The organism is Novosphingobium kalidii (genome assembly GCF_040534015.1).
Taxonomy (GTDB): Bacteria; Pseudomonadota; Alphaproteobacteria; order Sphingomonadales; family Sphingomonadaceae; genus Novosphingobium; species Novosphingobium kalidii.
The window spans coordinates 335972-357526 of record NZ_JBEWLY010000008.1 but is presented as its reverse complement, the minus strand read 5'-3'; the positions used below and the strand labels follow the sequence as shown (position 1 = coordinate 357526).

Sequence of the window (21555 nt, the reverse complement as noted above, 5' to 3'; positions counted from 1 at the left end):
CGTGTCTGAAATTCTGTTTCTCGCCCACAGGATACCGTTCCCACCTGATCGAGGCGACAAGATCAGGTCGCACCATGTGCTGCGGCATCTCGCGCGCAGAGCACCGGTTCATGTAGCGACGTTTGCCGACGACGTTCTGGACCGGGCTGCGGAGGACGACCTGCGCCAGCTCGCCGCGAGCTATTGCCTCGTGCCGCGCGCCAAGCCGCTGCCCCTTGCGGGGCTGCAAGCGGTGGCAATGGGACGGCCGATCAGCGTGACGGCCTTTCGCTCCGCAAAGCTGGAAGCTTACGTACGGGACCTCATCGCGCGCAGACCTATCGAGCTGATCTACGTCTTCTCCGGGCAGATGGGGCAGTATGTTCCAAAGGAGTATACCGGCCGCGTCGTCGCCGACTTCGTGGACGTAGATTCCGCAAAGTTCGAGGCGTATGCCTTGCAGGGCAGCGGCATCAAAGGCTGGGCAGAGAAGCGGGAAGCTGAATTGCTGCGCGCGGAAGAGGTACGCGTCGCCCGTCGTGCGCAAGTCAGCTTGCTCATCAGCGACGAGGAGGCGGCGCTGTTTCGTTCACGCCTTACCGAAGCGGATCGCGCAAGCATCGACGTTCGCAAGCTTGCGAACGGGATCGACAGCGTCGCGTTTGATCCGGCGCATGCGATTCCGGAGCCTCACATAGCCGACATGCCGTTCCCTCGGCTGATCTTTACCGGGCAGATGGACTACAAGCCGAACGTAGAAGGCTGTCTTCGCGCGGTAGAGCACATCATGCCGGCAGTCCGACGCGAGTTCCCCGAAGCGACGTTCCACATCGTCGGGCGCAATCCGACCGAACGTCTCAAAGCTCTTTGGAAAGGCGACGGTGTGTATGTCTGGGGGCGGGTGCCGGACGTACGGCCTTGGCTCGCGGGCGCGGACCTCGCGCTGGTGCCGCTGGAGATTGGGCGAGGCGTCCAGAACAAGGTGCTTGAGGCGATGGCGATGGCGCTTCCGGTCGTTCTGACACCGGAAGCCGCCACCGGGATCGGGGCACAAGATGGTCGCGATTTGATGCTGGGCGCAAGCGACGCGGATCTCGCTGAGGCCTGCATGACATTGCTGCGAAGCCCGGCCCGCGTGCGGGCCATGGGTGAGGCGGCGCGCGCCTACGTTGTCGCCAACGGGAGTTGGGAGGCCGCTCTTTGTGACCTCACGGATGTAATCGAGGGGCGACCGGCTGGCGGGCACGATGCAGCCTGAAGCGCTTTGGATGGTTCCGGGCGCGATGCTTCGCTGGCAAGGTCTGTCCGAAGCGTGGCGAGGAGCGATCGTGCGGCTGCTGGGGGTCGCCCTGCTATTGCTCGTGCTGTTTGCGCGTGACTGGTCAGAGATGGTTCTGCATTGGTGGAACATCTCCACTTACAATCACATTTTGCTGGTCCCCCTCATACTGGCATGGCTGGTGTGGCAGCGACGAAGCGAGTTGTTCAAGCTGGAGCCCGTGGTCTGGTGGCCGGGGCTGATTCTGTTGACGGGAACAGCCTTCGTTTGGCTGCTTGGTGCGTTTTCCGGTCTCAATCTCGCGAGGCAAGCCGGGGCCGTGGGTATGGCTGCCGCAAGCGTGCCGCTGTTCGCCGGGCCCCAAGTGGCCAAGGGACTGCTCTTTCCCTTGCTCTACATGGTCTTCCTGGTGCCTTGCGGTGAGGAACTCGTAACCGCTCTTCAGATGATCACGGCGAAAATCACGATCAGTCTCGTCCACGCCAGCGACATTCCGGCGCACATCGACGGGGTGTTCATCGATACACCCGTGGGATTGTTCGAGGTCGCCGAAGCGTGTTCGGGCGTCAAGTTCCTCATCGCGATGATCGCTTTCGGTGCGCTGATGGCGAACGTCTGTTTTCTAAGCTGGACGCGAAGGGCCGCGCTTCTCGCCGCCTGTATCATCGTGCCCATCCTTGCGAACGGTGTCAGGGCTTGGGGCACCATCTACGCCGCTCAAATCATTGGCGTGGAGAGGGCTGCGGGTATCGACCACATCATCTATGGTTGGGTGTTCTTCGGGATTGTCATTGCAGTGATCATCGGCTTGGCGTGGCGGTTCTTTGACCGTCCGGTCGACGATACGTTCATCGACGCACAAGCGATCGTTGAGGATTCGGTGCTCTCGAGAATGGCGTCCCTGCGGATTGGATCCGGAAAGGCGCTGATGGCCTTTCTTGCCATCACCCTGGGAGCACAGGGCTGGGCTTACGCAGCAACCCGTCTCAGCGCCGATCTGCCGCGGACGGTTGCTCTTCCGAAGGTCGCGGGTTGGACCAGAGTGGACTACCAGCCGAAGGTCTGGTGGGAGCCGAGGGCGAGCGGGGCGGGGCATCGACTCCTAGGCAGCTACGCCGACCGGGCCGGAAGACGCGTGGACGTCTTCTTCGCCCTCTATGCTGCGCAAGCAGAGGGGCAGGAAGCGGGAGGGTTTGGCCAAGGCGCGCTGACACCCGGAACCGACTGGGCGTGGCAAGCGCCGGCGGCATTCGAAGGAGCTCACGGCGAGCGCTTGCTGGCCGCCGGACGCATAAGTCGCGTGGCGCTGACCTGGTACCGCACGGGCGATTTGCTCACGGGAAGCAATGCGCGGCTCAAGCTAGCCGTGATGTCCGACCGACTGGCACTGCGCGAGCGCACGACCATGCTGCTGATCGTCTCGGCGGAGGAAGGGGCAGGAGGGCCCGCGGACCGCGCGCTTCGTGATTTCATGCAAGCAGCCGGCCCGGTTGATGCTTGGATGGACCGCATCGGCCGGGTGAACTAGGCTCCCGGAATGTGTGGCATAGCGGGCATTTTCCACCTCGAAACAGCGAAGCCGGTCGATCCCTTGCGGATCGAGCGCATGTGCGATGCCATCGCGCACCGCGGACCTGACGGACAGGGAGTCTGGACAGCGCCCGGCGTCGGACTTGGCCATAGACGCCTGTCGATCATCGACGTGGCAGGCTCTCCGCAACCGATGGCTTCGTCCGATGATCGGACCATGCTTGTATTCAACGGCGAGATCTACAACTACCGGGAGCTGCGGCAGGAACTGCGCGTGCTCGGCGCCGTCTTCCAGACCGATGGCGATAGCGAGGTGATCCTCGCAGCTTGGCAGAAGTGGGGGCCTGAGTGCCTCTCCCGGCTCAACGGCATTTTTGCTTTCGCGATCTATGACCTTGACGCACGCACGCTGTTCCTCGCGCGGGACCGTTTTGGAGTGAAGCCGCTCTTCCTGGCTGAGTTAAGCGATGGGAGCGTGGCGTTCGCCTCCGAGCTCAAGGCACTGACGGCCCACCCTCTGCTACGCCGTGAGATCGATCCCCTTTCGATCGAAGACTTTCTTACATGGGGATATGTCCCGGACGCGCGATCTATCCTCAAGGGCGTGACCAAGCTGCCGGCGGGGCATTCGTTGCTCTTGCGCTACGGCAGTCCGATGCCGACCCCACGGCAGTGGTGGGATATTTCGTTCGCGGATCGCCGCAAAGGCAATTTCGAAGACCTGGAAGCGGAACTGCTGCACCTGCTGCGCGAAGCAGTGGCATCTCGAATGGTTGCCGACGTCCCGCTGGGCGCCTTCCTGTCGGGTGGCGTCGACAGCTCCAGCGTAGTGGCTCTCATGGCAGAGGTGAGCTCCGCCCCGGTGAAGACCTGTTCGATCGGCTTCGATGTCGCCAGCCTGGACGAGAGCGCCTATGCACGCCGCATCGCGGAACGCTTCGGCACGGAGCACCGGGAGCGTCTGGTCTCTCCCGACGATTTCGAGGCGGTTGATACCCTCGCGTCCATTTTCGACGAACCCTTCGCAGATGCGTCGGCGCTGCCCACGTGGCGTGTGTGTCAACTTGCTCGTGAGAGCGTCACGGTCGCGCTCTCTGGCGATGGAGCGGATGAGGCCTTCGCGGGATATCGCCGCCATGTGTTTCAGCACGGTGAGGATCGCTTGCGGTCCGTTCTGCCCGCAATGTTGCGAAGGCCGGTGTTCGGCACGCTGGGTGCGCTTTATCCCAAGGCGGATTGGGCACCCAGGTCTCTGCGGGCGAAAACGACGCTTTTGTCTTTGGCAGCGGACAGCGCGGAAGGCTACGCGCGAGCCATCAGTGTTACGGGGCCTGAGCACCGGAATGCGCTCTACTCCGCCGACTTCAAGCGCCTGCGCGGCGATTATCGTGCCGAAACGCTGGTAACTGAACTCATGCGGGGGGCGCCCGCCCGCTCAGGGCTGGATCGCGCGCAATACGCGGACCTGAAGGTCTGGCTACCCGGCGACATCCTTACCAAGGTCGATCGCGTGAGCATGGCAGTGGGGCTGGAAGCACGTGAGCCGTTGCTGGACCACAGGCTCGTTGAGTTCGCGGCAACCCTGCCCGAAGCCGTCCGGCTGCGAGGCAAGCAGGGCAAGTGGCTGATGAAGCGGACCATGCGCCGCTACCTGCCCGACGACGTGTTGTACCGCCCGAAGCAGGGCTTCGTGACGCCTATCGACGAGTGGTTCCGAGGCCCTCTCGCGAGTGCAGCCGGGAGCATCGGTACCAGCGCAGCGCTTGCGAGAACCGGCTGGTTCGATCCCCGAAGTCTGTCGAAGGTGGCAGAGGCGCACATCCAGGGCAGAGCTAACAACTCGCGGTTGCTATGGCAGTTGCTTATGCTGGACCGCTCCCTTGAAGGTCTCGGTGTAAGCTAAGCAGGACTTTTTTAACCGCCAATACCTGCGGTCTCCGGGATGTCTGTCACATTAACTAAACTCAATATTAGGACATTGACCCTAAACCGGAGCTGTAAGCGTCAGCTCAGGGCGTCAATGACAAATTTCGGTCGCACATCTTTCATCCTGCCCGCCCGGCGAGCGTGCTGCGCCTTGTGGACGTTCGCGCCGCGCGGCTACAAGTGCTCCGGCATCTTCAACACGAAGCCCAGCGCATGATTTCGCCCATCTCTCGTCTGCGTGCCGCCTGGCAAAACCGTCGCTCACGCATCGTGCTTTCCGCGCTGCTGCTCGGCGCGTTCTGCGGTGTCCTGGACGTGACAATGCCGCTCGAGGACCTCTTCATCGCAGCTCGCACCAAGCTGCGCTACGAGAAGGCCGACGGCTCCATCGTGGTGGTCAAGCTGGACGACCGTACCCTCGACGCCCTGCACGACAACGACGTCTCACCCGGCCTCGATGCGAAGCTGATCGAGAACCTCATGCAAGCGGGGGCAACGGAGGTTTACTTCGGCCGAAGTTATCCTTTTTCCCCCACGGCGGTAGGTGCCGAAAAATTCTCTACTGTACTGCGAAAGTATCCCAATCGTGTCTTTCTGGGCGTCACCGGAAAGTCAGATCGCCGCGGCATTAATAATAGCAGTAGCACTGCGCGGGATACGCTTCCGGCACGTGAACTCAGAGAGAATGCACGGCTGGTTTCGCTTGCCGCGCTGAACCACCCGCTCAACCTGAGTATTAGTATCCCGTTTTGGTCTCATAGTGTAGCCGGCCCTATCCCTTCCTTTGCTTCAGCAATGGCGGACAGATCCGTAGAAGAATCCGAGACATTTCGGCCGGACTTCGCGATCGATTATGCCACCGTTCCAAGCGTCAGTTACATTGATGTACTCAATGGCAAGACTGACGCGGAACAGTTCGCCGGGCGAAAGGTCGTAGTCGGATGGACGTCATCGGTAACCCAGTACCGGCCACTTCCGCTAGGAGACTTTGTTCCCGCAGTGTACTTTCACGTCATAGCGGCTCAAACTCTCAAGGCGGGCATACCACTGGATCTCGGTTGGGTGCCTGCATACCTGCTCGTCGCCTCGATGATCGTCACTGGCGTGGGACGCGGCCATTCCTTTAAGCCAGTGAGGCTGATCGGACACGGAGCCGTCCTGATCGCCGCTCCGTTGATCTTGGACCATTCCCTCATAGAAATCGAAGTGCTGCCAGCAGCGGTGATGGCAATATACGCGACATTTCGCGCGCGCACTCTCGATAAAGTAAAGGACGCAAGCGAAACAAATGCAGCGTCCGGTCTGCCCAGCTTACAGGCCCTACGCAGTCACCATGCCCCGACTTCCGGCCTTCTGGTTGCCCTCAAGATACGCAATTACAGCGGGATCATCCGCAGCTTCACCAACTCCGTCGAGGCTGAGTTGGCCAATGAAGTTCAGCGCCGCATTCGCATCAGCGAACCGGATGTGACCGTCTACCACGAAGGCGGCATGTTCGTCTGGGTTTCCAACCTTGGTGATATCGTCGACGTTTTCGAGAATCTGGAGGGCCTTCATCGCATCGTCCAGAATGGGATCGTTATCGCGGGCACCGAAGTAGACGTTGGCTTCAATTGTGGCATCGATTCCGAACGTCAGAACATCTTGAGCAGCCGGCTGGCGAACGCGATGCAGTCGGCTGAGGAAGCGGTAAGCTCGGATGAACTCGTCTGTCATCACGACGGGAAGGACGGCGAGGTTCAATGGGAAATTTCTCTCCTGACCTCACTCGATCGGGCCATTGACAACGGTGAGGTCTGGGTCGCCTTCCAGCCAAAACTTGACCTTTCGACCAACCGTCTCGTCGGCGCGGAGGCTCTTGCGCGTTGGTCGCATCCGGAGCGGGGCCCGATCAGTCCCGATAAGTTCATCAGCATCGCCGAGGAGTACCACCGGATAGAGCGGATCACCCGTTTCGTTCTCGATACCGCCATCCGTGGTGCCGCTTCCCTCGTCCGGGCAGGTCATGAGTTCTCCATCTCCGTCAATATTTCCGCGCAATTGCTACGCAATCCGCGCTTGCCAAAGATGATCTCTGAAGCCCTTGCTGTGCACGATCTACCGACAGAATACCTCATTCTTGAGGTCACTGAGACGGATCGCCTTGATAAATCCAAGAACACGATCAACATGATGAAGGAGCTCGTTGAAAGCGGAGTTAGAATATCGATAGATGATTTTGGTACCGGTAACGCTACGATAGATTACCTGCGCTATCTACCCGCATCGGAAGTGAAGATCGATAAACTGTTCATCCGAGAAATTGACACAAATCTGGACGATCAGCGCCTGGTCCAGTCCATCATCGAAATGGCGCATTCGCTTGGAAGACAAGTCGTTGCTGAGGGCGTGGAAACAGCTGGGGCACTGCGTCTGCTCAAGCAGTACCGGTGTGATCAAGCTCAGGGATACTACGTATGTAGACCTGTCCCGTTTTTAGACATGGTCGAGCAGCTTACGGCACCGCGCCTTCGCGCGAACGGTTAAAAAACAATTGCTGCCGAGTTAATACATTGGTAACCCTGCTGATGTCGCGGAACGTCGCGATTTACTTCAGCATGGGGAAATGCAAATGTGGACTTGGTGGTGGACTAACCTCGCTTAATCGATTTTCAGGGCTGAGCAGGCCTATAGGTTTGCACAGGTTCTGACGCATCGGTCTGTTTGCTCCCTCAGGAAGAGGGGCGAACGAGAAAGTAATTCTGACATGTGCGTGTGTCAGGAAGGCGTCGCGGGTATCTACCCGAGGCGCCTTCGTCGTTTCTGGGGCGCAACAACTGTTCCGAAACTCAGCCGACGGCGAAGTCTTTACGGATAAGGTAATCGGGTGGCGCTACTCTTCGCCATGCCCCAGGGCGAGGTAGTCCGCGCTTTGCATCTCATTTAGACGGCTGACGGTGCGCTCGAATTCGAAGCGGCCGGTTCCGCTCTCATAGAGAGCCTCCGGCGCGGCATCCGCGGCAGCGATGAGCTTTACCTTGTTCTCGTATAGTGCGTCGATCAGCGTCACGAAGCGCGCGGCCTCGTTCCGCTTCTCCGGGCCGAGTCTCGGTATGCCGACGATGATGACGGTGTGGTATGCGTGCGCAATGGCCAGGTAGTCGGCTGCGCCTCTCGGTTCGCCGCAGAGACGTTTGAAGCTGAAAACTCCGACGCCTTTGAGGCTTTTGGGCACGTGGATCGTACGGCTACCGCTAATTTCCAGGTCTGCTGCGGGAACATGCTCCCCGTCCTCTGGCGCATAGTCTGTGAGGCGGTAGAACGCTTCGCGCGTCTGGGCCGTCGCTTCTTCGCCGAGCGGTGTGTGCCACGTCGCCATGCCGCCCAGGCGCTGCAAACGATAGTCCGTGGGGCCATCCAGAGTCATCACATCAAGCTCGTCCTCGATAAGCGTTATGAAGGGCAGGAAGTGCTCCCTGTTGAGGCCGTCTTTGTAGAGCTGCGATGGAGCGCGATTAGAGGTGGTGACGATCGTCACACCTTCCTCGCGAATGAGCGCGGTGAACAGGCGGCTCATTATCATTGCGTCTGCCGAGTTGTTCACGACCATCTCGTCGAAGGCGAGGCAGCGCAGGCTTCGGCCAATCGCGGCCGCGACAGGCAGGATCGGATCGCCCACCTCTTTCTTGCGCTCGTCTCGCAGCAGTGCGTGAACCTCAAGCATGAAGGCGTGAAAATGTACGCGCCGCTTTTCGGGGATTGCCAGCGTCTGGTGAAACAAGTCCATCAGCATCGACTTGCCGCGCCCCACGCCGCCCCACATGTAGACGCCTCGGGGTGAGGGGGCTTTTCGGCCCATAAGCCGCCCCAGCAGGCCCACTGAGGCTTCACCCTTCTCGAGCTCCCGCTGCAGGTGTTCGAGCCGCTCTGCCGCAGCCGCCTGGTCGGGGTCGGCGCGTAGCTCGCCGCTGGCCACGAGCGCTTCATAACGGCTGAGGATGCCGGTCATCTCTGCCCTTTCAGCGCTTTGTCGGCTTGCGGATTGTACCCATGTAGCTGGCCACAAGGCCGTGTTCCTGCTCGACCGTGCCGCGCAGGAATACGAGACGTCCCGTCTCCTTCATCACTTCGCCTATCAAATCGAGTGGCTGCCCCACAACGCCGCTGCCCACGAACTGGCAGTTGAGATCGAGTGTAACCGATCCCGCAGCGTCCGCACCAAGCACGGTGTAGATGGTGGCAAACATCCCGATGTCGATCAGCGCGAGAGTGACCGCGCCATGGATGTTGCTGTGCAAGTTGCTGTGTCGCGTTTCCGTCGAAAGCATACGCACCCGCGCGCTATGCTCTCCCTCGGGGCGCACGATTAGCTTGCCCATAGCCAACGCGTTGAACCGGCTTCCGTCCGCGAGATCCCAGGTGTACCAGCCCGGATTGGCCGGGTCGGGCTGGTGTACAAACGCCGAAGAGGGTTGCACCTCAGACCTGGCGCTCGGCCTGCATTTTCTTGATCTCGGCGATCGCACGCGCCGGAGACAGGCCCTTGGGGCAGACGTTCGCGCAGTTCATGATTGTGTGGCAACGATAGAGACGGAAAGGATCCTCCAACTCGTCGAGCCGCTCACCAGTCATCTCGTCACGACTGTCAGCAAGCCAGCGATAGGCCTGAAGCAGGATGGCCGGGCCAAGGAACTTGTCGGAGTTCCACCAGTAGCTCGGGCAGGATGTGGAGCAGCACGCGCACAGGATGCACTCGTAGAGACCATCCAGCTTCTCACGCTGTTCCGGGCTCTGCAGGCGCTCCTTGCCCGAAGGCGTGGTGGATACTGTCTGCAGCCAGGGACGGATTGAGGCGTACTGCGCGTAGAAGTGCGTGAAGTCAGGGACGAGGTCCTTGACCACCTCCATGTGCGGCAGCGGGGTAATGCGGATATCGCCCTTGAGGTCCTCGATCGCGGTGGTGCAAGCAAGGCCATTGCGACCGTTCAAGTTCATCGAGCATGAACCGCAGATGCCTTCGCGACAGGAGCGGCGGAAGGTGAGCGTGGGATCCATTTCGCTCTTCATCTTGATCAGGGCGTCGAGCACCATGGGCCCGCACGTGTCCAGATCAATTTCGAACGTGTCGTATCGGGGGTTTTCGCCGCTGTCGGGATCGTACCGGTAGACGGTGAATTTCTTCACCCGGGCAGCGCCTTCAGCCTTGTGGACTTTGCCCTGCTTCCTGATCTTGCTGTTGGCCGGGAGGGTGAAGGTCGCCATCGATGAATCCTGTTTCCGTTCCGCACTGCAGCACCTGCCGCATTGCATGTGCATCTAGCGATTCGAACAGCGGGGGCAAGGGTCTCTGGGGGAAAACCGCCGATTGAGGCAGTAGAGCGTAAAAAGGCCGCTTTGCCGGCTCCTCCTCGTATACCCCTGTACGGGTACCGAGTTTATGATTTGCCCTTGAACAACTGGGTAGTTCCGCGATGCTCAAGCGGAAACAAAACACCCCCCGAGCGCTGCCGGAGGGTGCTTGTTCGTCTTATTTCCTACAGACGATAGCGTCAGTGGCCGAACGTGCGCTGCCACCAGCCGCGCCGCGGCTTCTCGTCTGTCTGCTCGGATCCAGCAGCGTCCTCATTGGTTGCCGTCGGCGCCGGTGACGTCTCTTCGTCGCGAGCGCCGGTGCGAGGCTGTCTGACTGCTGCCGGTTCCGCGTCAGCGGCCGGTTCTGCCTCACCGGTAGCGACCTGCGCAGGTGCGGCAACGGCTGCCTTGGCGCGCCGCGTGCGCTTCGGCTTAGCCGGTGCTTCGGCAGCTTCGGTCGCTGCTTCGGCGGGCGCCTCAGAAGGCGTAACCTCGACCTTCTTGCGGCGCGTGCGCTTAGGCTTCGGCGCGGCTTCAGCAGTCTCCACTACGGCTTCTGCTGCTTCCACGGCCTCAACAGCGTCGGCCTTCTTGCGGCGAGTGCGCTTCTTGGGAGCCGCCTTCTCGACCGGCTCTGCTGCCTGCTCTGCAGCTGCGCTTTCCTGAACTGGCTCCGGCTCGCGTGCAGGAGCGGGTGCAGGTTCAGGCCGATCAGGCGCGGTGGCAGCATCGCCACGCTCGCCTGCGTCAACAGTTTCACCTTCTGATGACTCGGACTCGTCGCCCTGGGCCTCGCCGCTCTCGGTCCGATCACGCCCGCGCCGGCGGCGTCCGCCGCGACGGCGACGTTTCTTAGGCGCCTCTCCGTCTTCACGGCCTTCGTCGCCCTCGGCTTCCACGTCGGCTTCGCCTTCGGTTTCGCTTTCGCCTTCCTCGTCGTCACCTTCGCTATCGTCGGTAGCTTCTGTCTGACCTTCTTCACGCTGGTCACGGTTGCGGCCCCGACGGCGCTTGCGGCGCTTGCGACGTCCTTCGCCGTCACTCTCGCTCCGCTGTTCTTCCTCGGCGAGTTCTTCCTCTTCGTCCTCCTCGATCGGCAGATCGTCCTCTACCTCCTCAGCGATGGGATCGAAGCGCGGCACGAAGTCGTTTCGCGGCCCGGAAGAAATGACGCGCATCTTCGCGCCTTCATTTTCGCCCTCGGGTATCACTTCCACGGAGACGCCGTAGCGCGCCTCGATGTCGGTAAGGTCCGCCCGCTTGGCATTGAGCAGGTAGATCGCCGCCTCGGTGCTGGCGAACAGCGACACCACGACCCCGCGGCCCTTCGCAGCTTCGTCTTCGATCAAGCGAAGTGCTGAGAGGCCGGCGGAACTTGCGGTACGCACCAGTCCCGTGCCGTCGCAATGCGGGCAACCGCGCGTGGTCGCCTCAAGCACGCCGGTGCGTAGCCGCTGGCGGCTCATTTCCATGAGGCCAAAGCTGGAGATGCGGCCAACCTGGATGCGCGCACGATCGTTCTTGAGCGCATCCTTCATCGCTTTCTCGACCTTACGGACGTTCGATCCGTATTCCATGTCGATGAAGTCGATGACCACAAGGCCAGCCATGTCGCGCAACCGCAACTGGCGTGCGATCTCGTGTGCAGCTTCGAGGTTGGTGTTGAGTGCCGTCGCCTCGATGCCGTACTCTTTGGTGGAGCGGCCCGAGTTGATGTCGATCGAGACCAAGGCCTCGGTGGGATTGATGACAATGTAGCCGCCGGACTTCAACTGCACGACCGGATCGTACATCGCGGTCAACTGGTCCTCGGCCCCATAACGCTGGAATAGCGGAACCGGGTCGGAATAGGGCTTCACCTTGCGCCCGTGGCTGGGCATCAGGAGCTTCATGAAATCCTTGGCGGCGCGGAAGCCTTCCTCGCCCTCCACCACGACTTCCTCGATGTCGCGATTATAGATGTCGCGGATCGCGCGCTTGATCAGATCGCTGTCCGAGTGGATCAGCGTCGGCGCGCTCGAGCGCATCGTGGTCTCGCGTAACTCGTCCCACAGTCGGGCGAGATAGTCGAAGTCGCGCTTGATTTCGGTTTTCGTGCGCTGGAGCCCGGCGGTGCGCACGATGCATCCCATCGAGCGCGGCAGTTCCATCTCGTTGATGATCGACTTCAGGCGCTTACGGTCACTGGCCGAGCTGATCTTGCGGCTGATGCCGCCGCCATGGCTCGAGTTCGGCATGAGCACGCAGTAGCGCCCTGCGAGGCTGAGATAGGTCGTGAGGGCCGCGCCCTTGTTGCCGCGCTCTTCTTTGACGACCTGGACCAGCAGGACCTGACGGCGCTGGATCACGTCCTGAATCTTGTAGCGGCGGCGGAGCGCCATGCGCTTCGCACGCAGTTCGTCAGCTTCCTTGGAGCGGCCGCCGCCACCCTTGCCGTGACGGCGGCCGCGGCCACGGCGCTGTGAGCGATCGTCGCCCGACCCGTGTTCCTCGTCCGACGAGTCATCGTCCTCGCCGTCATCGAACTGTCCGGCCTCGATAGTCGAAACTTCGTCCTTTTCTGACGTGTCGACTTCGGTCAGGCCGCCTTCATCGGAGAAGTCGTCCTGCCCGTCAGAGCCTTCCTCATCTTCGTCGTCACTTTCGCTGGCGCGTAGTGCCGCTTCCTCTTCGGCGTGCGCGGCTTCTTCAGCGAGAAGCGCTTCACGGTCTTCCTTGGGGATCTGGTAGTAATCGGGATGAATTTCGCTGAAGGCCAGAAAGCCGTGACGATTGCCGCCAAAATCAACGAAAGCAGCCTGCAGCGAGGGTTCTACGCGCGTTACTTTCGCGAGATAGATGTTGCCCTTTATCTGCTTGCGGTCGGCCGACTCAAAGTCGAACTCTTCAATGCGATTTCCCTTGAGTACCGCCACCCGCGTTTCTTCCGGGTGGCGCGCATCGATCAGCATGCGCGTTGCCATTGTGTATTCTCCAGACGCGCCGCGCTTCTGCCTCGTCGGCAGCGGCTGCGCGATTTTGTTCGATGGTGCCGCGGCGGGCACGAAGCCCGGGCGTCAGGCAAAAGCCCGAGCGTTTCTGCGCGGCAAGGTGAAGGATTCCAGGGCACGTTGCCCCGTTAGCGGATATCGTGTCTGCGAGTATCTGAGTGCGCGGCGAAATCGGTCGCGCTGCAAACGGCGTCCGGACCGGCCACGCCCAAGCGGGCATCGGCTGGCAGGACGGCAGTTGCATTCTCATCGTTCGCGTCAACCTGTTAGGATCCGGAAGAGATTTCCGGTCGTGACGACCGGGTTCTGACAAGAGCCGGCGCGGTCCGAAAGCCATTTTAGGCTTGTTGTTCGGAAGGCGAGGGTCGAAGCGTCAGGCCCCGGGTCGCAACTGCGTAGCATCCATGGTCTTGCGGGGCAAGGTCTGGGCCGCTGAGCGACTTGAGCCTAGCCGGATGTGGTTGCCAATTTGTTTAGGACGAAACTGTACTAGGCATTGCCCTATACAACTCCGCAACTTAGGCAGGTAGCACGATGTTGCGCGGCCTCCAGTTCGCCTTGCTCATGCTGAGCCCCCTTGCGGTCCTTGCCGCTGTGGTACTTCCCGAGATCGCTTCCGGCAGAGACGGTGCGACTTACGCCTACGTTGTGCGTCTTGAGCTTCCTAGCCCGGATCGGCTGCGTGGGTTGCCGCCCATCGCGGGCCCCCAGGACGCAAGTCGTCCGCTGGTGGTCATCGATCCGGGGCACGGTGGGTTCGACCCTGGGGCAGGGGCAGGGCAAGCCAAGGAAAAGTCCGTGGCGCTGGAGATCGCGTTGTTGCTGCGCAAACGTCTGCTGGAAGGTGGCGGTATCCGTGTGGCAATGACGCGCGAAGACGATCGCTTCGTCACTCTTGCCGAGCGTCCGGCCATTGCGCGACAACTCGGCGCCGATCTGTTCATATCGATTCATGCGGACAGCGCGGGAGCGGAGGCGGCTCGAGGCGCCAGTGTGTACGTGTTGTCGGAGAGCGGCTCGAGCGAAGCGGCAGCCCGGTTTGCCGCGCGGGAAAACAAAGCAGACCGCGTCAACGGTATCAGCCTGTCGGAAACGAACGACACAGTGGGAGCTATCCTGCTCGATCTGTCGCAGCGCGAAGCGCAGGCGGGTTCGGTGGAGGCGGCGCAGACTGTCCTGCGGGAAATACGCGGCAAAATGCCGCTGCATTACGACGACGTAGCGTCGGCCGGGCTCGCGGTCCTGAAAGCGCCTGATATCCCCTCGATCTTATTCGAGACTGGCTACATCAGCAATGCTGCCGACGCGCAGTATCTCACGTCGCAGCAGGGCCGCGAGACGATCGCCGAAGCGGCAGCACAGGCTATCCGCGTGTTTTTTGCCAGAAGAGCGCAAGGCTGATCTTCTCGACTGGCCTTGCCCGGAACTTGGATGCTACAGGGCCAGCGCAATGAGCGAGCAGGCAGAACCCGAAGCCGAGGACTTCACTTACCGTATCCGCCGCGAGACCGGCGGCGTCTTTCGCGCCGTCGGAGCGCAGTGGCGCGGTAGGCCATGGCTTCGGCGCTTCGCCTACTTAGGGGTGGCGCTGCTGATTGCGCTAAGCGTGTTCTGGGTGATCCTGACACGCGATCTTCCCTCTACGGACAAGCTGCTCGATTATCAGCCGCCGCTGCCTACGATGGTGCGCGGCATGGATGGCGAGATCGTGTACAGCTACGCGCGCGAACGGCGCGTTCAGCTGCGGTTTGTAGACTTTCCTCGGCCCCTCATCGACGCCTTCCTCTCGGCTGAAGACAAGAGCTTCTGGAGCCATGGCGGCGTAGACTACACTGGTTTGTTCGCGGCAGCCGTCGACTATATCTCCAAGCTCGGTTCCGGCGACCGGGCTCGCGGTGGATCGACGATCACGCAGCAGGTCGCCAAAAATATTCTGATTGGTGACGAGTATTCGATTACGCGCAAGCTCAAGGAAATGGTTCTGGCTCGCCGCATCGAATCGGTGCTGACCAAGCAGCAGATCCTTGAGCTTTATCTCAATGAGATCCCTCTGGGGCGTCAGAGCTTCGGCGTTCAGGCGGCGGCGCGGGCTTACTTCGATAAGGACATCGATCAGCTCGATCTACATGAAGTCGCGTTTCTTGCCATTCTCCCCAAGGCGCCCGAGCGGTACGGTCGCGCCAAGCACGAAGGCATGGCGATCGCCCGGCGCAATTACGTGCTGGACCAGATGGTCGCGAACCGTTGGGCCACGCGCGCAGAGGCCGACGCGGCAAAGGCGTTGCCGCTTGGCCTGAAACCGCGCCGCGCGGAACGCTACGAACCTTCGATCGGCTATTTCGTCGAGGAAGTCCGCCGCAACTTGATCCAGCGCTTCGGCGAGACGTCCGATGATGGTCCTTTGAGCGTCTATGGTGGAGGTCTCTGGGTCCGCACCTCCGTCGATACAGAGATGCAGAGCGCCGTGCGCGATGCATTGCGCGCAGGCTTGCTGCGCTACCACGGCAACCGGGGCTGGGTCGGTCCGATCGCGCACATTGACGATATGGATACCTGGCAGACGCAATTGATCGTCTCGAACCTTACCATCGATTACCAGGACTGGCGTATCGGAGTGGTGATCTCTCGCGACGGCAGCGGCGGCCAGATCGGCTTCACCGACGGCAGTGTCGCAGAGCTTACGGGCATTCCGGATAAGGCGAGAGTGGGCGATGTGCTTGCAGCCGCGCCGGTGCGTTCGGGTACTTACGCGGTGAGGTCGATCCCTGAGGTGTCAGGCGGCATGCTGATGGAGCAACCCGGCACAGGCCGTATCCTGGCGATACAGGGAGGGTTCGATTCCGGTCTGGGCTCGTTCAATCGTGCCACGCAGGCGATGCGCCAGCCCGGTTCCACCATCAAGCCCTTCGTCTATGCGACCGGGCTCATGTACGGTATGACCCCCGCGACGCAGGTCCTGGACGGCACCTTCTGCGTCTATCAGGGCGCGGCGCTGGGCAATAAATGCTTCCGCAACTTTGGCGGCGGGGGCGGTGGTACGCACACCATGCGCTGGGGTCTGGAGCAATCCCGCAACCTGATGACGGTGCGCATCGCCAACGACACCGGTATGCCCCGGGTGATCCGCACATTCCACAATGTGGGCATCGGTGACTACAAGCCCTACTTGTCCTTCGCACTCGGCGCTGGCGAAACCACCGTGGCTCGCATGGTCAACGCCTATGCGGCGCTGGCCAATAACGGCGTGCAGTTCCCGGCGTCCGTTATAGATTATGTTCAGGACCGTAATGGCAAGGTGATCTGGCGTAGCGATGATCGCCGCTGCATGGGCTGCAACATGGCCGAGTGGGATGGCAAGGCGATGCCCCGCATCGCTCGTAAGGGAAAACAAGTCCTCGACGCTGCGACCGCTTACCAGGTCGTCCATATGTTGGAAGGCGTGGTCACTCGAGGGACCGCGGTGAGCTTGCGAGACCTCGACCTGCCTCTGTTCGGCAAGACCGGCACGACCAGCGGCCCCACCGATGTGTGGTTCGTGGGCGGCTCGCAGGACTACGTGGCGGGTGTGTACCTTGGTTATGATACGCCGCGTTCCCTTGGCGGTTATGCTCAAGGCGGCCGCATTGCGGCTCCGATCTTCAAGCAAGTGGTTCAAAAGACTAAAGAGCGCTGGAGTTCCGAGCCGTTCGTGGCGCCGGCCGGCGTACGGATGGTGCGAATCGACCGTTCCAGCGGCAAGCAAGTGATGGGCGTTGAGCCCACGAACGAGCCAAAAGCAGCAATCATCTGGGAAGCCTTCAAGCCCGACACTGAGCCGAAGCGGTATACGGCGCAAGATGAGTTCGCGCGCAAGCGCGACGCCCTGGTCGCCGAGATACGCAGCGCTCAAAGAGCACGTGCTGCGGCTACAAGTACGACGCGACAGGCTGAGCCACGCGACTTCGTCGAAGAGCAGGGCGGGTTATATTGAGTTGAGCGCCAGGCTCAGAAGGCCCGGCGGGAGCTGCAAACGCCCTACCGAGGTTCCGTGTGGCGGCTCGGTCGTGAGTTGCTTGACGGCCCTGGCGGTCGCCGGACCGCGGCCAGCCTGGTAGCCCTTCAAGCCCCATCACGCTGTTCGCGAGCGGTGGCGCGCGGTGTGTCACAAGCTGCTGAATCCCGCTGCGGTGTCGCTAAACCGATTACAGGTGAGGGCCGAGGCGCTCACCTGTATAGACTACAGCAAAACTTTCGACGAAATCTAAGCCTGCCTTGGCACCACGCTGATGCAGGCGGAGCTTTCATTAGCCTGCGAGGATTGCCTCGATTTTCGCGGTAACCTCATTCATCTCGGCCATTCCATCCACTCGGGCGACGATGCCCCGGGCTTCATAGATGGGCAGGATTGGTGCAGTCTTTGCGCGATATTCCGCCAGCCGCGTGCGTACTGTCTCCGCGTTGTCGTCTGGACGGCGCTTGAACTCGTGGCTGCCGCACTTGTCGCACGTGCCGGGCTTCTGCGGCTGCTCGAACTGATCATGGTAGCCCTTGCCGCAAGTTGCGCAGGTGAACCGACCGGTGATGCGCTCGACCAATGCGTCCTCGTCGACGTCGAGCTCGATTACGTGGTCCAGCTTGCGGTTGCGGTCGGCCAGGATGGAGTCGAGAGATTCAGCCTGCGGAGCCGTTCGCGGATAGCCATCGAAGATGGCGCCTGTCCGGGGGCCCATTGAATCGAGCATCTCGCCGATAAGGCCCGACACGATTGCGTCCGAAACCAGTTCGCCGCGATCCATCACTTCCTTCGCTTGCAGGCCGATCGGTGTCCCCGCCTTGACGGCGGCACGCAACATATCGCCGGTGGATAGCTGGCGCATCCCGCGCCGTTCCATCAAGCGCTGCGCCTGGGTTCCCTTGCCCGCGCCCGGCGGTCCCAACAGGATGATGTTCACGCTAACCCCCCTGAACTTTTGTTGTGTTGTCGTCAGCAGACGGCCGCGCTCAGCGCAGCCGTCCCTTCAGCTTCGCCTTCTTGATGAGATCGCCGTACTGGTGTGCCAGCAGGTGCGACTGGATCTGCGTAATAGTGTCGACGGTGACGTTGACGACAATCAGCAGGCTGGTTCCGCCCATGAACAGCAGCGGAAGCCCCGTCTGCGACAGGAAGTACTCCGGCAGGACGCATACTATCGTGAGGTAGATCGCACCGATCACGGTGATGCGGGTGAGCACATAATCAAGATAATTCGCGGTGTTCTTGCCAGGCCGGATGCCTGGGATGAAGCCACCGTTCTTCTTGAGGTTCTCTGACGTTTCCTCAGGATTGAAGACGACCGCGGTGTAGAAGAAGCAGAAGAAGATGATCCCAGCGGCATAAAGCAGCATGTAAAGCGGCTTGCCGTGGCCAAGGTACTGATTCAACGCAACCACTGCCTGGCCCATCTGTGAGTCCGGTGCGAGCGAATTGCCGGCGAACTGGGTGATGGTTAGCGGCAGCAACAGCAGCGAACTGGCAAAGATTGGCGGGATGACGCCCGCAGTGTTGATTTTGAGCGGCAAATGACTGCGATCCGCCTGCATCATTCCGCGTTGTGTGGCACGCTTTGGATATTGGATCAGCAGCCGGCGCTGCGCCCGCTCCATGAAACAGATGAACAGGATCATCGAGACGATCAGCACAACCAGCAGGATGATCGTGATCGATCCTGTGTCGCCAGCGGAATACTGGTTCATCAGGTTGCCGACGAACTGCGGCATCTGGGCCACGATACCCGCCATGATGATGAGGGACACGCCGTTACCGATGCCCCGGCTGGTGATCTGTTCGCCCAGCCACAGCAGGAACATGGTGCCGCCAATAAGGCTGATCACCGCGCCGATGCGGAACATCAGGCCGGGAGCCACCACAGCCTGAAGGCCGCTGGACGCACCGTAGGCTTCTAGGCCCGTGGCGACGAAGTAGCCCTGGATACCGCACAGCAGAACCGCGCCGTAGCGCGTATACTGGTTGAGTTTCTTGCGCCCAGCCTCGCCTTCCTTCTTCAGCGCCATGAGCGCCGGATGAAGCGAGGCGGCCAGCTGCACCACGATAGACGCGGTGATGTAGGGCATCACGCCGAGCGCGATAAGGCTCATGCGCTCCAGACCGCCGCCGGAAAAAGCGTTGAACATGTCGAGGATGCCGCCGCGCGTCTGATCGTAGAGCGACTCAAGAATCAGCGGATTTACGCCAGGGAGCGGCACAAAGCTAAGGAAGCGGAAGACGATCAGCGCACCGATCGTGAACCAGATCCGCTTTTTAAGCTCGGTCGCTTTGGAGAAGTTGGCCAGACTTAAAGTGCTGGCGATGTTGTCGGCGCGTGAAGCCATCGGAAGGAAGGAGCCTTAAACTGTTCGGGCCGCAAGCCCTTCGCCGAGCACTCATATCGCGCGCTGGTTGGCTTGTCGAACCCCCCATCGGACATCGGGGCGAAGACTGCGCATATAGTTGCCGCCGCGCTGGCGGCAATGCCGGTGCGACGCCTGCTGTGCACAAGCGCCGCACCGGTTCAATTGTAAGCTTAAGCTTCGGCGGTCTCGACCGCAGGCACGTCAACCGAGCCGCCCGCCTTTTCGATCGCTTCGCGTGCGCCCTTGCTAACGCCGGCAACCTGGAATGTCACCTTCGCGGTCAGCTCGCCCTTGCCCAGCAAGCGCACGCCGTCCCTGCCGCCGCGGGCCAGGCCTGCTGCTTTCAGCACGGCGTGATCGACAGTGCCGGACACGTCGAGCTTGCCAGCGTCGATCGCCTTCTGGACGAGGCCCAGGTTGACCTCTGCGTAGTCCTTGGCGAACTTCTTGTTGTTGAAGCCGCGCTTCGGAAGACGCATGTGAAGCGGCATCTGGCCGCCTTCGAAGCCGTTGATGGAGACGCCCGAACGTGCTTTCGCACCCTTCTGACCGCGTCCGGCAGTCTTGCCCTTGCCGGAGCCGATACCACGGCCGACGCGCATGCGGCGGTGACGGGCGCCGGCGTTATCTCTAAGATCGTTCAGTTTCATGGTCTGCACTCGCTTTCGCTTTGTTCGCGCTGTTTGGAATTGAGCGGGCGCTCTTAGGTGCTCCGGGGTGCGATGTCACCTTGTAATTTGTCGCAAGAGGACGCGGTTCACGTTCCTGCATGCGAGGGGTCATAGTCAGGCATTCGTAACCTCGCCCCTTGGCAATCGCCTTGGGCACTTCTAAAGCCGGGCGTCTTCCCCCTTGCGAGAACCCGGTTCCATGGCATCCCCCTACAAGCGCGTCCTCCTGAAGCTCTCGGGTGAGGTGCTCATGGGTAGTCAGCAGTTCGGCATCGATCCAGCCTTCGTGGCCGAAATGGCAAAGGAAGTTAAAGCCGCGAAAGAGACCGGCCTGCAGATTTGCTTAGTGATCGGCGGCGGCAACATCTTCCGGGGCATGGCAGGTGCGGCGAAGGGAATGGATCGCGCGCAGGCTGACTACATGGGCATGCTGGCCACTGTTATGAATGCGCTCGCGATGCAGAATGCTCTCGAGCAGCTCGGGGTCGATACGCGAGTGCAGTCGGCGGTGCAGATGGATCAGGTATGTGAGCCCGTGATCCGACGGCGCGCAGAGCGACACCTGGAGAAAGGTCGCGTCGTTATTTTTGCGGCCGGTGTTGGTGCGCCTTACTTCACTACCGATTCCGGCGCCGCGCTACGCGCAGCAGAAATGCAGTGTGATGCCCTGCTTAAGGGTACCAGCGTCGATGGAGTCTACGATAGTGACCCGAAAACAAATCCAAACGCGACGCGCTACAACAGCGTCGGGTATGATACCGTCCTCGCCAACAATCTGAAGGTGATGGATGCCTCTGCCGTGGCTCTATGCCGCGACAACGATATTCCGATTGTGGTGTTCTCGATCCGCGAGAAGGGCAATCTGGCCCGCGTGCTCGCAGGACAGGGCACCCAGACGATCGTCCAGAAGGGAGCCTGAACATGGCAAAGTACGACAAAGCCGATCTAGAGCGTCGCATGAAGGGCGCAGTGGATTCTCTCAAGAGTGATCTTGCAGGACTGCGCACGAGCCGCGCCAGCACCAATTTGCTCGATCCTGTGATGGTTGAGGTCTACGGTGCTCAGATGCCTCTTAATCAGGTCGCCTCGGTGTCCGCGCCTGAACCGCGCATGCTTTCGGTGCAGGTTTGGGACAAGTCGAACGTCGGCCCCGTTGAGAAGGCGATCCGCTCGGCCGGCCTTGGTCTGAACCCCATCAACGATGGGCAGACGCTGCGCCTTCCGATCCCGGATCTTACGGAGGAGCGCCGGAAGGAACTGGCGAAGCTCGCCGGACAGTACGCGGAGAAGGCGCGCGTCGCCATTCGCAACGTCCGGCGCGACGGCATGGAAGCCTTGAAGGTCGACGAGAACAAGAAGGAAATCTCGGAGGACGATCGCAAGCGTGCCGAGGGAGACGTCCAGAAGCTGACTGACGAGCAGATCAAGGCTGCTGACGAGGAATTTTCGCGCAAGGAGAAGGACATCCTGGGCAAGTGAT

Annotated in this window: 15 protein-coding genes; 8 read left to right on the top strand and 7 right to left on the bottom strand. The window is 61.1% G+C overall.

The genetic code is table 11. The annotated features are described in order from the left end of the window. Position 1 precedes the first annotated feature (1 nt). The 4 genes from ABVV53_RS04905 (at position 2) to ABVV53_RS04890 (ending at position 7240) form a co-directional block, all read left to right on the top strand. Positions 2 to 1237, top strand: coding sequence for a TIGR03087 family PEP-CTERM/XrtA system glycosyltransferase (locus ABVV53_RS04905; RefSeq protein WP_353983260.1), 1236 nt, complete (start codon positions 2 to 4; stop codon positions 1235 to 1237). Then, positions 1227 to 2786: an exosortase A gene (gene xrtA, locus ABVV53_RS04900; protein WP_353983259.1), complete on the top strand. Its 1560-nt coding sequence runs from the start codon at positions 1227 to 1229 to the stop codon at positions 2784 to 2786. The genes ABVV53_RS04905 and xrtA overlap by 11 nt, the downstream gene beginning before the upstream one ends. 9 nt (positions 2787 to 2795) lie before the next feature. Then, entirely contained in the window at positions 2796 to 4691 is a 1896-nt protein-coding gene (locus ABVV53_RS04895; RefSeq protein WP_353983258.1) for an XrtA/PEP-CTERM system amidotransferase, read from the top strand. Positions 4692 to 4927: 236 nt separating this feature from the next. After that, positions 4928 to 7240 (top strand): EAL domain-containing protein, encoded by a 2313-nt coding sequence (locus ABVV53_RS04890; protein WP_353983257.1) that lies wholly within the window; start codon positions 4928 to 4930, stop codon positions 7238 to 7240. Positions 7241 to 7586: 346 nt separating this feature from the next. On the opposite strand, the gene zapE is transcribed toward ABVV53_RS04890, so the two are convergent. From zapE to ABVV53_RS04870, 4 genes are all read right to left on the bottom strand, one after another. Beyond that, the gene (gene zapE / locus ABVV53_RS04885; protein WP_353983256.1) at positions 7587 to 8702 is read right to left on the bottom strand and encodes a cell division protein ZapE; all 1116 of its coding nucleotides are present in this window, start codon (positions 8700 to 8702) and stop codon (positions 7587 to 7589) included. A gap of 10 nt (positions 8703 to 8712) precedes the next feature. Next, on the bottom strand, positions 8713 to 9072 hold the full coding sequence (locus ABVV53_RS04880; RefSeq protein ID WP_353983255.1) for a PaaI family thioesterase: 360 nt from the start codon (positions 9070 to 9072) through the stop codon (positions 8713 to 8715). Between the two features lie 100 nt (positions 9073 to 9172). After that, positions 9173 to 9955: a succinate dehydrogenase iron-sulfur subunit gene (locus ABVV53_RS04875; protein WP_353983254.1), complete on the bottom strand. Its 783-nt coding sequence runs from the start codon at positions 9953 to 9955 to the stop codon at positions 9173 to 9175. Between the two features lie 287 nt (positions 9956 to 10242). After that, positions 10243 to 13008 (bottom strand): Rne/Rng family ribonuclease, encoded by a 2766-nt coding sequence (locus ABVV53_RS04870; protein WP_353983253.1) that lies wholly within the window; start codon positions 13006 to 13008, stop codon positions 10243 to 10245. Positions 13009 to 13569: 561 nt separating this feature from the next. Here ABVV53_RS04870 and ABVV53_RS04865 point away from each other — a divergent pair. Together ABVV53_RS04865 and ABVV53_RS04860 are read left to right on the top strand one after the other, a co-directional pair. Then, positions 13570 to 14436 (top strand): N-acetylmuramoyl-L-alanine amidase family protein, encoded by an 867-nt coding sequence (locus tag ABVV53_RS04865; RefSeq protein ID WP_353983252.1) that lies wholly within the window; start codon positions 13570 to 13572, stop codon positions 14434 to 14436. A 49-nt stretch (positions 14437 to 14485) separates the two neighbouring features. After that, positions 14486 to 17005: a penicillin-binding protein 1A gene (locus ABVV53_RS04860; RefSeq protein ID WP_353983251.1), complete on the top strand. Its 2520-nt coding sequence runs from the start codon at positions 14486 to 14488 to the stop codon at positions 17003 to 17005. A gap of 313 nt (positions 17006 to 17318) precedes the next feature. Here ABVV53_RS04860 and ABVV53_RS04855 read toward each other — a convergent pair whose 3' ends face one another. The 3 genes from ABVV53_RS04855 to rplO form a co-directional block, all read right to left on the bottom strand. Next, positions 17319 to 17966 (bottom strand): adenylate kinase, encoded by a 648-nt coding sequence (locus tag ABVV53_RS04855; protein WP_353983250.1) that lies wholly within the window; start codon positions 17964 to 17966, stop codon positions 17319 to 17321. Positions 17967 to 18015: 49 nt separating this feature from the next. Further along, positions 18016 to 19383 carry a preprotein translocase subunit SecY gene (gene secY / locus ABVV53_RS04850; protein ID WP_353983249.1) on the bottom strand — a complete coding sequence of 456 codons (1368 nt, stop codon included), beginning with the start codon at positions 19381 to 19383 and terminating at the stop codon, positions 18016 to 18018. A gap of 191 nt (positions 19384 to 19574) precedes the next feature. Beyond that, the gene (gene rplO / locus ABVV53_RS04845) at positions 19575 to 20054 is read right to left on the bottom strand and encodes a 50S ribosomal protein L15 (protein WP_353983438.1); all 480 of its coding nucleotides are present in this window, start codon (positions 20052 to 20054) and stop codon (positions 19575 to 19577) included. A 220-nt stretch (positions 20055 to 20274) separates the two neighbouring features. Between rplO and pyrH the strand changes: the two genes are divergently transcribed. Together pyrH and frr are read left to right on the top strand one after the other, a co-directional pair. Continuing rightward, the gene (gene pyrH / locus ABVV53_RS04840; RefSeq protein WP_353983248.1) at positions 20275 to 20994 is read left to right on the top strand and encodes a UMP kinase; all 720 of its coding nucleotides are present in this window, start codon (positions 20275 to 20277) and stop codon (positions 20992 to 20994) included. A gap of 2 nt (positions 20995 to 20996) precedes the next feature. Beyond that, entirely contained in the window at positions 20997 to 21554 is a 558-nt protein-coding gene (frr, locus tag ABVV53_RS04835) for a ribosome recycling factor (protein ID WP_353983247.1), read from the top strand. The last annotated feature ends 1 nt before the right edge of the window (position 21555 follow it).

Excerpts from the sequence above, each read along its gene's own strand:
- zapE (WP_353983256.1), bottom strand. The coding sequence starts at position 8,702 with ATGACCGGCATCCTCAGCCGTTATGAAGCGCTCGTGGCCAGCGGCGAG.
- frr (WP_353983247.1), top strand. The coding sequence starts at position 20,997 with ATGGCAAAGTACGACAAAGCCGATCTAGAGCGTCGCATGAAGGGCGCA.
- ABVV53_RS04865 (WP_353983252.1), top strand. The coding sequence starts at position 13,570 with ATGTTGCGCGGCCTCCAGTTCGCCTTGCTCATGCTGAGCCCCCTTGCG.
- ABVV53_RS04880 (WP_353983255.1), bottom strand. The coding sequence starts at position 9,072 with ATGGGCAAGCTAATCGTGCGCCCCGAGGGAGAGCATAGCGCGCGGGTG.
- xrtA (WP_353983259.1), top strand. The coding sequence starts at position 1,227 with ATGCAGCCTGAAGCGCTTTGGATGGTTCCGGGCGCGATGCTTCGCTGG.
- ABVV53_RS04895 (WP_353983258.1), top strand. The coding sequence starts at position 2,796 with ATGTGTGGCATAGCGGGCATTTTCCACCTCGAAACAGCGAAGCCGGTC.
- ABVV53_RS04875 (WP_353983254.1), bottom strand. The coding sequence starts at position 9,955 with ATGGCGACCTTCACCCTCCCGGCCAACAGCAAGATCAGGAAGCAGGGC.
- pyrH (WP_353983248.1), top strand. The coding sequence starts at position 20,275 with ATGGCATCCCCCTACAAGCGCGTCCTCCTGAAGCTCTCGGGTGAGGTG.
- ABVV53_RS04890 (WP_353983257.1), top strand. The coding sequence starts at position 4,928 with ATGATTTCGCCCATCTCTCGTCTGCGTGCCGCCTGGCAAAACCGTCGC.
- ABVV53_RS04870 (WP_353983253.1), bottom strand. The coding sequence starts at position 13,008 with ATGGCAACGCGCATGCTGATCGATGCGCGCCACCCGGAAGAAACGCGG.
- secY (WP_353983249.1), bottom strand. The coding sequence starts at position 19,383 with ATGGCTTCACGCGCCGACAACATCGCCAGCACTTTAAGTCTGGCCAAC.
- rplO (WP_353983438.1), bottom strand. The coding sequence starts at position 20,054 with ATGAAACTGAACGATCTTAGAGATAACGCCGGCGCCCGTCACCGCCGC.
- ABVV53_RS04860 (WP_353983251.1), top strand. The coding sequence starts at position 14,486 with ATGAGCGAGCAGGCAGAACCCGAAGCCGAGGACTTCACTTACCGTATC.